This window comes from Embleya scabrispora, from assembly GCF_002024165.1.
GTDB lineage: Bacteria > Actinomycetota > Actinomycetes > Streptomycetales > Streptomycetaceae > Embleya > Embleya scabrispora_A.
Genome location: NZ_MWQN01000004.1, coordinates 389,811 through 405,063, shown reverse-complemented (window position 1 = coordinate 405,063; position 15,253 = coordinate 389,811). Strand labels below are relative to the sequence as shown.

Sequence of the window (15,253 nt, the reverse complement as noted above, 5' to 3'; positions counted from 1 at the left end):
GTTCCCGCCCGATGACGCGTCACCGAAGGGAACGGGGTCGCGCGTTTCCCGCGGCCCCGTCACCCTTCTCGACCGGCGCGCGTGCCGAAAGGCGAAGCCACGCACACATGCGGGCACGCGGCGCACCTCGTCGGGAGGACCGGGCCCGTGATCGGCGTTCGCCCCTGCCGGCCCGGCAGCGGTTGACCGGGTCCGGATCAGAGCCGTTCGAGCCGTCGAGGATCGTGGGCCGTCGGGCTCGAGGCGGTGGGGGGATCCGGGCGACAGAACAGGTCGCGCGAAGGTCGGGTCCCCGTGGCCAGGAATCGATCGGCCTCGCGCAGCGCGCACGACGGGGCCTCCGGGTCGTAGCCGCCGTGGTTGCCGCCGTCCACCGTGATCATGCGGGCCCGGTCGCCCAGGGCCCTGCGCATGCCCAGCGCACCCGCGTAGGGCGTGGCCGGATCGCGAAGCGTCTGCAACAGCAGGATGTTCGCCGGCCCCCGGTCGGTCACCCGCACCGCTTTCCCGACCGGGTCCGGCCAGAACGCGCAGGGTTGGATGTTCGCGCCCGCACCGCCCAGGATGGGGAACCGGGCGCGGCTCGCCGTGACTTCGCGCCGATAGCGGGCGACGTCGCGGGGCACGCGGGTGTCGCCGCAGGTCACCGCCAACAGCACCGCGACTTCGTTGTCCTCGGGTACGCCCGGCGTGGTCGGGGGCGGAGCCCATCGGGGCGCGGGCCCGCCCTGGCGGAGGAACCTGAACCACGCGGCGAATTCCGGGAATTGCAGCGTGTGATAGGCGTTCAGCTGCCAGACGGAGCGGAAGAACGCGCCGTCGACGGGGCCGGCGACCGGGTGTGTCACCGGCGATCGGTCCAGGCGCTCGGCCAGTTCGAGATAGTTCGCACGCACCGCGGCCGGGTCGTCACCGAGGCCCAGGACGGCCGCGCGTTCGGCGGCCCAGGAGGCGAAGTCCCCGAACCGCACGTCGAATCCGCGATCCCAGTCGGCCCATCGCTCGTGCCAGGTGCTGTTGGGGTCCGAACTCGCGTCCAGCACGATGCGATCGGTGCGCTCGGGAAACAGCTCGGAGTAGACCGCTCCCAGGTAACTGCCGTACGACGCGCTTCGATACGAGATCTTGCGCTCGCCGAGGGCGATCCTGATGCGGTCCAGGTCCCGCGCGGTATTCGCGGTGGTCACGTGCCGCAACACCTCGCCGCCGTTGGCCAGGCAGTCGCGCGCCAACTCGCGGGCGAACCGTACATTGGCCGTGATCGCCCCGTCCGGGCCGGGGAACGGGATCACCCGTTCGTGGGGGACCCGGTCGGCGGTGCGTCCGCACGTGATGGGCGTACTGCGGCCGAGCCCGCGGGGGTCGAAACCGACCAGGTCGTATCGATCCAGAACCTCCCGGGGGTAGTAGTTCGACCACAGTTCGGGCAGATGCAGACTCGGCACACCGGGACCGCCGCCGTTGTGTACCAGCACGCCGCGGCGCAGTCCCGGCTTCGCCGTCGACAGTCGGGAGACGGCGATGTCGATCCTGCGCCCCGACGGCGCCCGGTAGTCGAGGGGGACCTGTACGGTCGTGCATCTCAATCGTGGATCCGCGGGGCCGAAGGCCGAGGGCGGACAGTCTCCCCAGACCGGAGCCGGCACCGACATGGCCGCGCCGGCGGGGACCGCCGACACGAGAGTGGACGCCAAGGCAAGCACCACCGCCGCACACAGCATCGTGCCCGAACGTTTCAGCATGGTCTAGACCATAGGGAACCGCAGGCCATCACGACAGCCCCCGAAGCCCTCGAATCGAGCATGGTGCGATCGGGCGATTCCGCGGCCCGCGGCCGGAGTTCACGATCGGAGTCGCGAAAGTCTGGTCCAGACCAATCTGGTACAGACCATTGACCGGCGGTTCGGACCCTTCCTAGGCTCATGCAGCCGCGACGGGGTGTGTCGCAGCTTTCGACACGCCTGCGTGGCGACGCAGTCTCCCCGTACGTTCGGACCGAGTTCGAGGAGTTCCCTTGAGCACAGGCACCGCACGACCCGTCACGCACACGCGAGACCCCGATCGGCCGGGCACCAGGCGCGGTCGTATGCTCGTCGCTCTGCTCGCGGCCCTGCTGTTGCCCCTGGGCGCACTGGTCGGCCTGACCGGGCCGGCCCATGCCGAGGGCACCGGCGGCGCGGAGACGTCCGACCAGACCTCCGGTTGGAGCCGGGACCGACCGCCGACCGCCCCGGGCAGGCCGCACGCGAGCCACGTCACCGATACCTCGGTCAAACTGTCCTGGCGCGCGGCCAGGGACGACCGGGGCGTGCGGAACTACGACGTGCTGCGCGACGGCGTCAAGGTCGCCACCGTTCGGCACACGTCCTACGTCGACCGCGGCCTCAACACCGGAACCGGCTACACCTACACCGTCGTCGCGCGCGACACGAGGGATCAGGTCGGTCCCGCAAGCTCCCCGCGAAGGTGCGCACCAGCGGAGAAGCGAAGGTCAAACTGGGCTACTTCACCAACTGGGGCCCCTACCTGGCCAAGAACATCGACACGTCCGGCACGGCCCGCAACATCACCCACATCAACTACGCGTTCGGCAACGTCGTGGGCGGCAAGTGCGTGGTCGGCGATCCCTGGGCCGACTACCAGAAGCCCTACTCCGCCGCCGACAGCGTCGACGGTGTCGCCGACACCGCGGAGCAGCCGCTGAAGGGCCACTTCAACCAGTTGCGCGAGCTGAAGAAGAAGTACCCGAACCTCAAGATCCTCTACTCGTTCGGCGGCTGGACCTGGTCCGGAGGCTTCACCGAGGCCGTGCAGAACCCGGCCGCGTTCGCCGAGTCGTGCCACAGCGTGGTCGAAGACCCGCGCTGGGCCGACGTGTTCGACGGCATCGACCTGGACTGGGAATACCCGAACGCGTGCGGCCTGACCTGTGACGCGAGCGGCTTCGGGTCGATCAAGACCCTGCTGGACGCCACCCGCGCCCGCTTCGGCGCCGGCAACCTGGTCACCGCCGCCATCACGGCCGACGCCGCCCCGGGCGGCAAGCTCGACGTCGCCGACTACGGCGGCGCCTCGGGGGCCGTGGACTGGTACAACGTGATGACGTACGACTTCTTCGGTCCGTGGATGGCGCAGGGCCCGACCGCCCCGCACTCGCCGCTGACGTCGTACCCGGGCATCCCCGTGCCGAACTTCAACTCGGCCGACGCGATCGCCAAGCTCCGGACGAAGGGCGTACCCGCGAAGAAGCTGCTGCTCGGCATTCCCTTCTACGGCCACGGCTGGACGGGCGTGACCCGGAACGAACCGGGCGGCACCGCGACCGCGCCCGCGTCGGGTGACGGCAGCTACCGCGCGCTCAAGGTGCGTTGTCCCGCCACCGGCCTGGCCGGCGGCACCTCGTACGGTCACTGCGGCGACGAATGGTGGGGCTACGACACCCCGGCCAGCCTCGCGGTCAAGACGAAGTGGGCCAAGGAACAGAAGCTGGGCGGTGCCTTCTTCTGGGAACTGAGCGGCGACACCGAGAACGGCGAACTCGCCGCAGCCCTCAACGGCGGACTGGGATAGCCCACCCCGCCCGAGCAAGGTCGCGGCCGGATCGATCGGGGCCGGCCGCGACCGCGGGACCAGGCCCGCGTCACCCGCCCGACGCCGTTCGCCGTCGACGGAGCGACGACGCGGACGACGCCCCGCGACCACGCCGGTCCGACGCCGGGCGAACACGCTCCGTAGTCGGCCTTCACGGGGGCTCCTCCTCGGCTCCACCCGCGGCTCCACCCGATGTTCCACCCGTGGGTCCAGGTGCGGGAAAGGCGACGGCGACAGTCTGGGGACATGAACACCACGGACTGGATCACCGACATCATCCTCGTTCTCATCGTCTTCCGGCAGATGCGGGAAGAGCGACTGGACCGCAAGACCTTCCTCATCCCCCTGGGGATCGTGGCCTTCGTAGGGTTCAAGTACCTCCACACGATCCCCACCGCAGGCAACGACACGGTGCTCATCGGCACGTTGGTGGCGATCGGCGCGGCGCTCGGCGTGGCGGGTGGCGTCTTCACCCGGATCCGCTCCGCCGGCGGGCATCTGCTGATCAAGGCCGGCGCCGTCTCGGCGGTGTTGTGGGTGCTGGGCATGGGGGCGCGGATGGGCTTCCAGGTATGGGTCGACCACGGCGGTGCCGACCACGTCGCCCGCTTCAGCCTCGACCACGACATCACCTCGGGTCGGGCATGGGTCGCGGCGTTCGTGCTGATGGCGGTGACCGAGGTCGTCACGCGGGTGGCCACGATCTTCGTACGGAGCCGGATGGTGGCCGCCCGGCAACCGGTGACCGCGGTGGCGCGTCCCGTGTCGTCCCTCGACCACGCGCTCTGACCATGGGATATGGTCGCGCCGTGCCCGTATCCGAGAGTGTTCCCGTCCCCGGGTCGGCCCGGGGACGGGAGTCCGGCCCGCGAGCGACGGCACGCCACGATCCCCGGGTGCAGTGGGTCGTCAGCCTCGGCGTCATCGCCGTGGGCATCGCGACGATCCGCCCGGTGGGCTCCAGCGGTCGCGGTCTGGCCGTCGTCGTCCTCATCGCGCTCAACTCCCTGTTCCTGCTGGGCCGCAACGTCCCCGAGGACAGGGTCCCCCCACGCGTGGGCGTGGTATGGATGGTGCTGGGCCTCGTGGCGGCGGCCGCCCTGGTCGGCACCGCCCGCGGCGGTACGAGCTATCTGTTCGCGTACTTCCTCGTCGGCCACATCGGCTACCGCCTGCCGCTTGCGCAGGCGGCCCCGCTCGCGGTGCTGGGCGGGCTGCTCTGCGGTGGCGTGCTGTACCTGCATCTCGGCCCGGGCCACGAGGCGTTGCCCTGGGGCCTGGGATTGTCCACCACCCTGCCGGTGGTGATGGGGATCATCAGCCGCAGTCGACAGCGGGCGGTGGAGGCCGTGATCGAATCCGCCGAATCCGCCGAGCGCGCCGCCCGCGCCGAGGCCCGCACGGCCGCACTGGCCGAGCGCAGCCGGATCGCCCGGGACGTGCACGACGTCCTCGCACACTCGCTGGCCGGCATCAACATGCAACTCGAACTCGTCGACGCCCTCCTCGACACGGGCGACCTGGCCAAGGTTCGCGAAGCCAACGACAAGGCGCACAGTCTGGTGAAAGAGAGCCTGAAGCAGGCCCAATGGACCGTCCACGCGCTGCGCGAGGACGCGCTGCCGCTCATGGCGAGCCTGACCGCCATGGTCGAGTCGTCGGGCCACCGGGACGCGCTCACCGTCGGCGGCACCGTACGCGAACCACCCGCCCGGACGGTCCAGCACCTGCTGCGGATCGCCCAGGAGGCGCTGACCAACGCCGCCCGGCACGCCCCCGGCGGCGATGTGCGGGTGGAGGTGACGTTCGCAGCCGCGTCGATCACACTGCGGATCCGCAACGGCCCCGCCACCTTGGAGGCGGCCGGGCCCGGCGGCGGCATGGGACTGATCGGCATGCGCGAACGCATCGCCATGGTGGACGGAACCCTCACGGCCGGACCGATCACCGAAGGACCGGAACGAGGCGGCTGGCAGGTGGAGGCGGTGATCCCGGAATGAACGACACCACAGGGCACGACCCGCGATCGGCCGACGCGACCCGGCGGCTGCGGGTGGTGGTGGCCGACGACCAGGCCGCCATCCGCGAACCGCTGGCGGCCGTGCTCGCGCTCGCCGAGGACATAGACGTCGTCGCGGCCGCCGCGGACGGGGACGAGGTGCTCGCCGCCGCGGCCGCGGGCCCGGTGGACGTGGTGCTCATGGACCTGCGCATGCCCCGGACCGACGGCATCGAGGCGACCCGGCGACTGACCGAGGAACACCCCGGGGTGGCCGTCGTCGTCCTGACCACCTTCGCCGACGACGACTCGATCCTGGCCGCGCTGAGCGCGGGTGCGCGCGGCTACCTGACCAAGAACGCGGGCCGCCAGGACATCGTCCGCGCGATCCGGGCCGCCGCCGCGGGCCAGTCCGTGCTCGACCGCGAGGTCCAGGACCGGCTGCTCGCCACCGTCCGCACCCGGGCCACGACGCCGAAAGACAACCTCCCCGACGACATAACACCCCGTGAACGCGAAGTCCTCGCGCTCATCGGCCAAGGCCTGCCCAACCGGGCCATCGCCGAGAAACTCTTCATCAGCGAGGCCACCGTCAAGACCCACATCAACAACCTTTTCGCCAAAGCCGGCATTCGCGACCGCGCCGACGCGGTGCGCCGAGCCATCGCGGCGGGTCTGTAACGCGGTTCCGGCTCCGGCCGCCGCGTCGAGCGCCGGCGAGACGCGACGAGCGGTTTGGTAGCCTGTGGCCGCCGTGGTGTACGGGAAGCCGGTCGAATGCCGGCGCGGCCCTCGCCACTGTAGCCGCGGAGTTCCGCAGCCCTCGCCGACCGCTCCCCAGGCGGTCGGGGTCACTGGATGGATCGGGAACGAGCCAACCGGGAAGGCCGGCCGCGGAGCGTCGATGCGGAAGCCAGGAGACCGGCCACGGCGCGACATGTTCCACGAGGGTTGGAGAACACATGCCCCGCGCTGCCCTGCGCCCGTTTCGAGCCGAACGTTCCATACCTCCGGCGGGCGCCCCGCACTCCGTGCGCCCCATACGCTCCACCCGCTCCGGTCTCGCCGCCGTGGCGCTCCTGCTCGTCGGCGCGCTCGGCGCCTGCACGGGCGCGCCCGAGGCCGACAAGCCCGTCGCGGCGGCGGGGAGCAGCCACCCGACACCGGTGAGCGTGAACAGGTGCGGCGTCACCACCACCGTGACGGCACCGCCGGCCCGGCTGGTCACCCTCAACCAGGGCGCCACCGAAGTCGCCCTGGCCCTCGACCTGCAGACCCGGATGGCCGGAACGGCGTACCTCGACGACGCGGTCCCGGCGCGATGGAAGACGGCCTACGACACCGTCCCGGTGCTCTCCGAGAAGTACCCGTCCAAGGAGAAACTCCTCGCGGCGCGCCCGGACTTCCTCTACGCCTCCTACTCCAGCGCGTTCACCGACAAGGTGGCGGGCACGCGGGACGAACTGGGTTCCCAGGGCATCACCACCTACCTGTCGCCGCTGGGTTGCGCCGACGGCAAGCAGTCGGCGTCGCCCTCCTTCCAGGCGGTATGGGACGAACTGGGCGATGTCGCCGAGCTGTTCGGCGTCGCACCGCGTGCCGCCGCCATCCGGGACACGCAGCAGCGGCAACTGGCCGAAGTCACCGCCAAGTCGACGGGCAAGGGCCTGAAGGTGCTCTGGTACGACTCGGATACCAAGACCCCCTACGTCGGCGCGGGCCACGGCGGACCCCAGCTCGTGCTCGACGCCGTCGGCGCCCGCAACGTCTTCGACACGCTGCCCGGTGGCTGGAAGAGCACGAGTTGGGAGCAGGTGGTCGCGGCGGACCCGGACGCCATCGTGCTCGCGGACGCCGGGTGGGACACCGCACAATCCAAGATCGACTATCTCGAACACGACCCCGTGCTGAGCAAGCTCAAGGCCGTCCAACGCCGTGCGTACGTGGTCGTGCCGTTCTCCGAGTCGACCCCCGGCGTGCAACTCGCCGACGGTGCCGTCCGGGTCTCGGCCGGCCTGGGCAACCTGACTCCGCGTCCGTGACCGCTCGTCCCGCCGCACGACTCGCCGGCGCGAGTCGTGCGGCGGTGGCCCTGGCCGTCGCCGCAGTGCTGCTGCTGTCCACCGTTGTGCTCGGCCTCGCCGTGGGATCGGTGCACGAGCCGCCGCACGTCGTGGCCGACGTGGTGCTGCGCCGACTGGGCCTCGGTGGCTCCGACGTCACGCCGTTGGACGATCAGATCGTCTGGCAACTTCGGCTGCCGCGCGTCCTGGGGGCCGCCGCGACCGGCGCGGGACTCGCGGTGTGCGGGGCCGTGTTGCAGACCCTGACCGGCAACGACCTGGCCGACCCCTACCTGCTCGGGATCTCCAACGGCGCCGCCGTCGGCGCGGTCACCGTGATCGTCCTCGGTGTAGGGGTCTCCGGCACCGCGGGAATCGGCGCGCTCCCGGCCGCCGCCTTCGTCGGTGCCCTGCTCGCCGTCCTCGTCGTGCTGACCCTGGCCGGGGCGCACAGCCGGACCCTGCCGGCCTCGCGAACCGTGCTGGCCGGCATCGCGGTGGGGCAGTTGTGCGGCGCGTACACCTCGTTCGTCGTGCTCGTCCTCGGCGACCGCAACGCCGCTCGCGGCGTCATGGAGTGGACGCTGGGTTCGGTGGCCGGGGTGCGGTGGAACACGGCCGTCTTCCTGGTCGCGGTGGCCGTCCTCGGCACGGTGGCGATGGGCGCGGCCGCCCGGGACCTCGACGCGTTCGCGTTCGGCGAGACCGCGGCCCGTTCCGTCGGCGTGCACGTCGAACGGACCCGCTGGGCCCTGATCGCCGCGGCGGCGCTGGTGACCGCGTGTCTGGTGGCCAATACCGGCGTCATCGGGTTCGTGGGTCTGGTCGTGCCGCACGTGGTCCGCCTGGTGTGCGGTCCGCGCCACGCCCTCCTGCTGCCGATGTCCGCACTCGTGGGCGCGTCGCTGCTCGTGGGCAGCGACATCGTGGCGCGCTCGGTGCTCCCGGAGCAGGAGATCCCCGTCGGCGTCGTCACCGCCGGGCTCGGAGCGCCGTTCTTCGCATGGTTGTTGTGGCGCCAGGCGGCAGGCAGGTCGGCCGGGGGGAGTCGGTCGTGATCAACGCGAACCGGGCGGGGCCGGCCGCCGAGAACGTAGGCGTGCGCGTCGACGGCGCCACATTGTTGACGGACGTGACGGTCGGCTTCGCCCTCGGCCGGGTGACGGGCCTGCTCGGGCCGAACGGTGCCGGCAAGACGACGCTGCTACGGGTCCTGGCCGGTCTGCGCCGGCCGCAGACGGGCCGAGTCCTCCTCGACGGCGACGACCTGTACGGCCTCACGGCCCGCCGACGCGCGCGCAGGGTGGCCTTCATGGAGCAGCAGGCCGACACCGCGCTGCCGCTGACGGCCCGCCAGGTCATCGATCTGGGGCGCACGCCGCACCGCGGCCGGTGGCCCGTGCTGCCGGGCCTCGCGAGCGCCCACGAGGATGCCGTGCTCGCCGAGGCCGCCTCCGCCACCGATGTCGGCGCGCTGCTCGACAGGACCTGGTCGTCCCTGTCCGGCGGCGAGCGCCAGCGCGTGCAACTCGCGCGCGCCCTGGTCCAGGAACCGGAGGTGCTGCTGCTGGACGAGCCCACCAACCACCTCGACCTGCGCTACCAACTCGGCTTCCTCGAAACCGTGCGCGGGCTCGGCATCACCACCGTCGCGGCCCTGCACGACCTCGAACTCGCCGCCGCCTACTGCGACGACGTCGCCGTGCTGCTCGACGGCCGACTGGTGGCGCATGGGCCCGTCGCCGAAGTGCTCACCTCCGCCACGATCGCGCGCGTCTACGGCGTCGACGCGACCGTGGAGCGCCATCCCCTGCATTCCCGACCGCACATTCGATGGAACGGCTTGCTTACCGAAGGGGTCGAGTCATGAGTGGAGAAGGTGCGCGAGCCCTCGACGGGCCTGTCGCGGGCGGTGTGACGGTCCTGGTCGGGATGTCCGTCACGGAGGCCGATCGGCGGGCCGAACTGCTCGCGGCCGCCGTGCCGTCGGGCGCCACGACGGCGTTCCTGCAGCAGGGCGAGCCGTCCCTGTCGGCCGAGTTGACCAGGCTGGCCGACGCGGGCGCGCAGGCCGTCGTCCTGATCGGGGTCCGCCTGGGGGCATCCGGCCCCGGACACTCCTGGCTGCGGCGGATCGCGGCGTACTGGTGGCGCGAGCGCACCGGCCATCGTCCCGCGCTGCTGGTTGCCACGCGGCTCGCCGAATCCGCGGACGCGGTGGCCGAGGTTGCGACGACCGTCAAACCGATCACCGGGGAGGAACCCGGTCTCACCTCTCCGGCCTGGGAGGAGGTCACCACCCACCGGCACCAGGTGATGGTGTGCCGCGGACCGCGCTGCACGGCCAAGGGCGCGGACGACACCCAGGTTGCGCTGATCCGCCGACTCACGGAGCACGGGCTCGGCGACGACGACGTCCTCGTCACGCAGACGGGGTGCCAGTTCCCCTGCAACCAGGCCCCCGTGATCAGCGTGCAGCCCGACGACGTCTGGTACGGGCACGTGGACCCGGCGACGATCGGCGCGATCGTGGCCGACCACCTGATCGGCGGCCGGCCGATCACGACGCATCGCCTCCCGCGGCACAGGAAGGAACCGGCGAACCGGTCGGAGGACTGACCCGCCCGCGACCCGTCGACGAGCACCGTCCCGTGCTCGACGACAGCGCCCGCCACGCGAGGCGGAGCGAGGGACGGCAGCCGAAGAGCGACGTCGGTACCGAGCAGGATTCGAGAAGCCCCGGCCGCCGTGCTGCCCCTAGCGTGATGGTCATGGCAACCGCGGGGCATCCGGGCCACAGTCCGGATGCCCCGCGGGTACACATCCACTGTGCAAGGGGCAAGTCATGAAGGCGCACGTCAGCTCGATTCTTCTCGGTGTCCGTGACATGGACCGGGCCAAGGAGTTCTACACCGAAGGGCTCGGTTGGAAGATCGAGAACGACTACGGCATCTCGGTGTTCTTCGCATCGGACGGCGCGTCGCCGGTCGGGTTCTACGCTCGCGAGGGCCTGGCCGGCCAGGTGGGCACGGACCCGGAGGGCAGCGGCTTCAGCGGGCTGGTTCTGACCTACGTCGTCCGCAGCGAGGCACGCGTCGACGAGATCATGGCGGAGGCCCGCAAGGCCGGCGCCACGATCCTCAACCCCGCCGGTGCTCTCCCGTGGGGCGGCTACGGCGGCACCTTCGCCGACCCGGACGGCTACATCTGGAGTCTCGGCTACAGCGCCCAGGGAACCGACCAGCCCTACGCCGAGTAGTCGCGACCGCCGGCCGCACCGGCGTCCGGGGCTGCGCGGCACACGCCGCGCCGCCCCGGGCCCCGAGCCGCCCCGGTTCGACACCCGAGCGTCCGCCGGTCCGCCCGCCGCGGGCGGTCGTCGCGATTGACGGTCGTCGTCCATCGACGCGGGCCCCGGGCCGGGAACCTGCGATGATCCCGCTGTGAGTCTGACCATCGACATCGCCGGAGTGCCGCCCGAGCGCCTGCTGTTCGCGCTCTCGCCCCTCGCGGAGCCGACCGCGACGTTGCACGTGCTCGCCGAGCCCGCGCACCACCCGGCACACCGCGTCCGGGCGGCCGAGACCCGGTCGGCGCTGCGGCCGGAGCCGGCCGGGCAACTGCTCGAGGCGGAGTTCCTGTGGCGCTCCTCGCGCGCGGACTTCCTGCTGCCGGGCCGCCCGGGCGCGACCCTGGCGGACGAGTTGGACCGGGTCGACCGGCTCGACCAGGACACCTACATGTCGACGGCGTTGGTCGCGACCTGCGGTACCGACCGCATGTTGCTGCGGACCCGCGTGCGGCGCATGCTCGAGGAGTGCGAGGCGTCGTTCTTCGGCGCGGAGTGACAGCGGGTGGCCCCTCGGCTCGCCGCGGATCTGTGCCTGCGGGCCGACCTCATGGCCCGGCGCGGCGTGGCCGAAACGTTGGCCTCGATCTCCGGGGCGGTGGCACTGGACGAGCGGCGACAGCGCATCGTGATCGACAAGCTCCAGGACAACACGACCGGCGCGCGCGGCGACGGGGTGACCTTCCTGCCCACGGTGTTCGGCGATCCGCACCTGGTCGTGGTGCACGCGCGGGGATGGCGTCCCGTCGTGCAGTACCCGGTCGTGGGCGGCGACCGGGCGTTCCCCGAGCCGGTGGCGATGGAACTGGTGCGACTGCGGCTCGAAGCCCTGTCGCATCCGGTCCGGCTGCGCCTGGTACGGACGCTCGCGCGGGGTTCGCACACCACGGGCGAGTTGGCCTCGGCCTGGGACCTGAGCGCGCCCGAGGTCTCCCGGCGCCTGGCGGTCCTGCGCGAGGCGGGCCTGCTGAGCACGCGACGGCGCGGCCGGTACGTGCTGTACGACCTCGACACCTCCGCGACGGCGGCTCTCGGCACGGATCTGATGGCGGCGATGCCGCGCTGAGCCCGCCGAACACGCCCCGGGGTCCGTGACGGGGCCGGATGCGTACGTCGAACGGCCGCCGCCTATTCGCCGAATGGCCGAGTGGACGGCGGCCGCGAGGGGAGCGGATCGCGCAACCCGGCCAGGTACCGCCGATAGGCCCTCGCCTCGGCCGAGGCGTCGTCGACGGCGGCGAGGCGGTCGGGGAACAACACTCCGCCCGCGTGCGGTCGGGTACTCGTTCCGAACCGGTTGCCGTGCAGACGGCCGGTCACCAACCGGCCCCGGTGCCAAGGGGTCGACCTGGACCCGCCGGCCACCACCGGGCCGCGGTTGACCTGGAACCAGACCTCGCGCCCGTTGCCGAACAGCACGACACTCTCCCGGAGATCACGCACGTCGGTGTACACGTCGAAGTCCCAGTCGCCAGGCGCCGCCCCCGCGCCGTAGCGGCCGCGAAGGTGGTGCACGAACCGGGGCAACTCGACGGACGCCCCGAACGGAACCACCGCGTCGGCATAGGGCTCACCGGCGACGAAGTAGATTCTGAACTCCAAGCCGTACAGCCGCCCGCGGACCTTCCTCCTGACGGAGAGCGAGAACATGTCCGCGTCGTCATGCCCGGCGCGGTCCACCGCACGCACATGCCGACTCAGATGCTCGAACGACAGCACCTCGCGATCGACCAACAGACCGGGGATACGATCGAGCGAACCATGGAACAGATACAGACACATCAGGTCCACCGGATGTGTCTCGTGGGCCAGGCGCGTCAGGAACCCATCGGAAAAGCCGTCCCGCAAAGGTGTCTCCAGCCGTCCTGCGCACTGCCGTGTCGTGGGCCGCTCTACTTGCCGGTCCTGCCGTCGAGCATCTCGCGCAGGATGTCCAGATGACCGTTGTGGCGGGCCGTCTCTTCGGTGAGATGGAGGAGGATCCAGCGCAGGTCGACGTGGAGGCCGTCGCGGATGGTTCCCACCGCCCGAGTGTCCAGCTCGTTCGCGGCGACCAGTTCGCGGTAGCGGGCGCTCTGTTCGGCATACGTGTCGAGCAACTCCGTGAGCGGGAAGTCGACGGCGATACGCATCTCGCGGTCGGGGTCCTCGTCCGTCATCGGGGCCCGGTCCTCCTCGCCGAGGAAGACCACCTGGAACCAGTAGTACTCGGTCCAGCGGAGGTGGTTGACCAACCCGCTCACGGTCATCAGCGGCGATCCCGGCAGGAGCGCTTTGCGGGCGTTCTCCGCGGAGATGCCGTCGCACTTGGCGCGGGCGGTGCCCCGTGCGTAGTCGAGGAACGTGGTGAGCTGGGTGCGCTCGTCCCATGCGGGCGGCGTGTCGTTGATTGTGGTCATCGTGCGAAGCATCCCCAACACCGCGCCCGCTGTCGAGGCATTTATCGACGGACCCCACCTGCTCCGCCCCGGTGAAGACCCGGCGTCTCGTTCCCCGACGCCGGGACGACGTCGACCCGACGGCGATGTGTCCGATACGCGCGGGCGCCGCGTGGTCGATTCACGCGAAGCCGACGGGAGAGAACGCGCCCTGGCATCATCCACCGAAGCCGGGCGATCTCCCGTCCGGCGCTTCCACGGGGGGACGGCAATGAACGGCGAGCACTCGTCCGACGAAAGAGCGCGACAGCGGGATGGCAAGGACATGACAGGGCGGCGGGGAGCCGGAGGCCGTCGGGCGTTCCTGACCGGTGCGGTGACGGCGACAGCGGTGGGGGTCGGGCTCGTGGCGACGACATCGGCCCCGGCGACCGCGGCGGGCAACGCCGCGGACTGGTACGACGTCAAGGCACACGGCGCGATCGGCGACGGCGTCGCGGACGACACCGCAGCCGTCCAGTCCGCGATCGACGCCGCGGCGCGAGCGGGCGGCACGGTCTACTTCCCCGCCGGCCGATACCTCGTGGCCCCGGTGCCCGTTGCCGGCAAACCCGCCGCCGCGCTGTCCGTGAACGGCGACGGCGTACGCCTGGTCGGCGCCGGCAGCAAGGCCGCCATGCTCGTCAAGAAAACCGACGGCATCCTCCTGCGGATCTCCGGCACCGGCCCCTCACTCGACGCGAAAGGCACCACACACCGCCGCTACTGCGCGATCGAGAACCTCGGCCTCAACGGAAACGGCAGGACGGGCCTGCTGCTCGAGCTCTACTACAACAACAACACCCACATCCGCGACGTCTACCTGACGAGCAACGCGGACATCGCCGTCGACGCCGTCGAACTGTGGGACTCGCGATTCCACGACATGGTCGTGGAATCCTGCACGGGTCCCGCGGACAGCAGTCGACACCCCAACGTCTGGCTGCGGAACTCCTCCACCGCGAACCCCCGGGAATGGGGCTACGGCACCGACAACGTCAATCAGGTCCACCTGACCGGCTGCCGCCTGGAGAACTTCGGCACCGGCGCACTGTGGGTCACCCAGGGCACCGCGGGAACCAGCAACCCCAACGGAATCCACATCACCGACTGCAAGTTCGAGACGTCCGCGATGAAGGGTGGACCACACTTCAGGGTCGACGCGTCCTGCCGACACGTGTTCGCCCGCAACATCTACGCGTACGCGGGCAACTTCGCCACCGGATACGGCACTCCGCAGAACATCATCGACTGGGCCCCCTCCGCGAGCGCGCTGGAGGACACCCTCATCGCGTGCGGCACGACGACGACCGTCAACTCCGGCGTCATCCTGTACTCGGCCAAGGGCCAGACCGGCGTCCTGCGCAACGTCAACGGCCTGTACGGCACCAAGCCCGCCGGCACGCACATCTACTACGAACAGAGTTCGACCGGCGACTTCCGCGTCGAGAACTCCTACGGCAACACCGGCGGACAGGCCAGTGGCGCCATCCCCACCCGCAACCAGCCCAACCCACCGCTGCGCCTGGTCGCGGGCCCGGTCTCCGACGCGTCGTTCCAATACCCCCCGCTCGACGGCACGATGGCCGTCGACACCACCGACAAGCGCCTGTACGTACGCGTCGGCGGCACCTGGACCTGGACCGAACTGCGGGCATGAGCCTGCCGGTGGCCCCGACACCCCGGACGCCCGGTGATCTCGTATCGAAGCGGCGCCGTCGGGCCGACGGTCGGGGGGACGCGAGTGACCGGCGGCGTGTGTTACCGCGCCGACGATGGGGGCGGCCACTGCGCCGCAGGCCGCGGGACGCGTGTAACACCATCCGTCGGGTCG

Annotated in this window: 12 protein-coding genes, 2 pseudogenes and 1 riboswitch; of the genes and pseudogenes, 11 read left to right on the top strand and 3 right to left on the bottom strand. The window is 71.2% G+C overall.

The window, feature by feature from the left end; genetic code table 11:
- Positions 1 to 197: 197 nt before the first annotated feature.
- On the bottom strand, positions 198 to 1,742 hold the full coding sequence (locus B4N89_RS42275; protein ID WP_078981934.1) for an alpha/beta hydrolase: 1,545 nt from the start codon (positions 1,740 to 1,742) through the stop codon (positions 198 to 200).
- A gap of 395 nt (positions 1,743 to 2,137) precedes the next feature.
- Between B4N89_RS42275 and B4N89_RS42270 the strand changes: the two are divergent.
- From B4N89_RS42270 to B4N89_RS42230, 10 genes and pseudogenes are all read left to right on the top strand, one after another.
- Positions 2,138 to 3,570 (top strand): annotated as a pseudogene (locus tag B4N89_RS42270) (glycosyl hydrolase family 18 protein); the annotation flags it as partial.
- A 267-nt stretch (positions 3,571 to 3,837) separates the two neighbouring features.
- Complete coding sequence (locus B4N89_RS42265) at positions 3,838 to 4,380, top strand: hypothetical protein (RefSeq protein ID WP_078981933.1); 543 nt, start codon at positions 3,838 to 3,840, stop codon at positions 4,378 to 4,380.
- Between the two features lie 2 nt (positions 4,381 to 4,382).
- Positions 4,383 to 5,591 (top strand): sensor histidine kinase, encoded by a 1,209-nt coding sequence (locus B4N89_RS42260; RefSeq protein ID WP_078981932.1) that lies wholly within the window; start codon positions 4,383 to 4,385, stop codon positions 5,589 to 5,591.
- Positions 5,588 to 6,271 carry a response regulator transcription factor gene (locus tag B4N89_RS42255; protein ID WP_078981931.1) on the top strand — a complete coding sequence of 228 codons (684 nt, stop codon included), beginning with the start codon at positions 5,588 to 5,590 and terminating at the stop codon, positions 6,269 to 6,271. Before B4N89_RS42260 ends, B4N89_RS42255 begins: the two co-directional genes overlap by 4 nt.
- Before the next feature lie 48 nt (positions 6,272 to 6,319).
- A riboswitch (cobalamin riboswitch) is annotated at positions 6,320 to 6,534 on the top strand.
- An 18-nt stretch (positions 6,535 to 6,552) separates the two neighbouring features.
- Positions 6,553 to 7,632: an ABC transporter substrate-binding protein gene (locus B4N89_RS48435; protein ID WP_101897536.1), complete on the top strand. Its 1,080-nt coding sequence runs from the start codon at positions 6,553 to 6,555 to the stop codon at positions 7,630 to 7,632.
- Positions 7,629 to 8,711: a FecCD family ABC transporter permease gene (locus B4N89_RS42250; protein ID WP_201261159.1), complete on the top strand. Its 1,083-nt coding sequence runs from the start codon at positions 7,629 to 7,631 to the stop codon at positions 8,709 to 8,711. Before B4N89_RS48435 ends, B4N89_RS42250 begins: the two co-directional genes overlap by 4 nt.
- Complete coding sequence (locus B4N89_RS42245) at positions 8,708 to 9,523, top strand: ABC transporter ATP-binding protein (protein ID WP_235619304.1); 816 nt, start codon at positions 8,708 to 8,710, stop codon at positions 9,521 to 9,523. Before B4N89_RS42250 ends, B4N89_RS42245 begins: the two co-directional genes overlap by 4 nt.
- Positions 9,520 to 10,272, top strand: coding sequence for a (2Fe-2S) ferredoxin domain-containing protein (locus tag B4N89_RS42240; RefSeq protein ID WP_201261158.1), 753 nt, complete (start codon positions 9,520 to 9,522; stop codon positions 10,270 to 10,272). The genes B4N89_RS42245 and B4N89_RS42240 overlap by 4 nt, the downstream gene beginning before the upstream one ends.
- A gap of 226 nt (positions 10,273 to 10,498) precedes the next feature.
- Positions 10,499 to 10,912 (top strand): VOC family protein, encoded by a 414-nt coding sequence (locus B4N89_RS42235; protein ID WP_078981929.1) that lies wholly within the window; start codon positions 10,499 to 10,501, stop codon positions 10,910 to 10,912.
- Between the two features lie 184 nt (positions 10,913 to 11,096).
- Positions 11,097 to 12,068, top strand: a pseudogene (locus tag B4N89_RS42230) (DUF5937 family protein).
- Positions 12,069 to 12,130: 62 nt separating this feature from the next.
- Here B4N89_RS42230 and B4N89_RS42225 read toward each other — a convergent pair.
- Both B4N89_RS42225 and B4N89_RS42220 read right to left on the bottom strand, forming a co-directional pair.
- Positions 12,131 to 12,784, bottom strand: a complete 654-nt coding sequence (locus tag B4N89_RS42225; RefSeq protein ID WP_235619303.1) for a hypothetical protein — start codon at positions 12,782 to 12,784, stop codon at positions 12,131 to 12,133.
- A 110-nt stretch (positions 12,785 to 12,894) separates the two neighbouring features.
- Positions 12,895 to 13,401, bottom strand: a complete 507-nt coding sequence (locus B4N89_RS42220) for a DinB family protein (protein ID WP_078982375.1) — start codon at positions 13,399 to 13,401, stop codon at positions 12,895 to 12,897.
- A gap of 385 nt (positions 13,402 to 13,786) precedes the next feature.
- Between B4N89_RS42220 and B4N89_RS52290 the strand changes: the two genes are divergently transcribed.
- On the top strand, positions 13,787 to 15,079 hold the full coding sequence (locus B4N89_RS52290) for a glycosyl hydrolase family 28-related protein (protein WP_321170757.1): 1,293 nt from the start codon (positions 13,787 to 13,789) through the stop codon (positions 15,077 to 15,079).
- Positions 15,080 to 15,253: the final 174 nt, after the last annotated feature.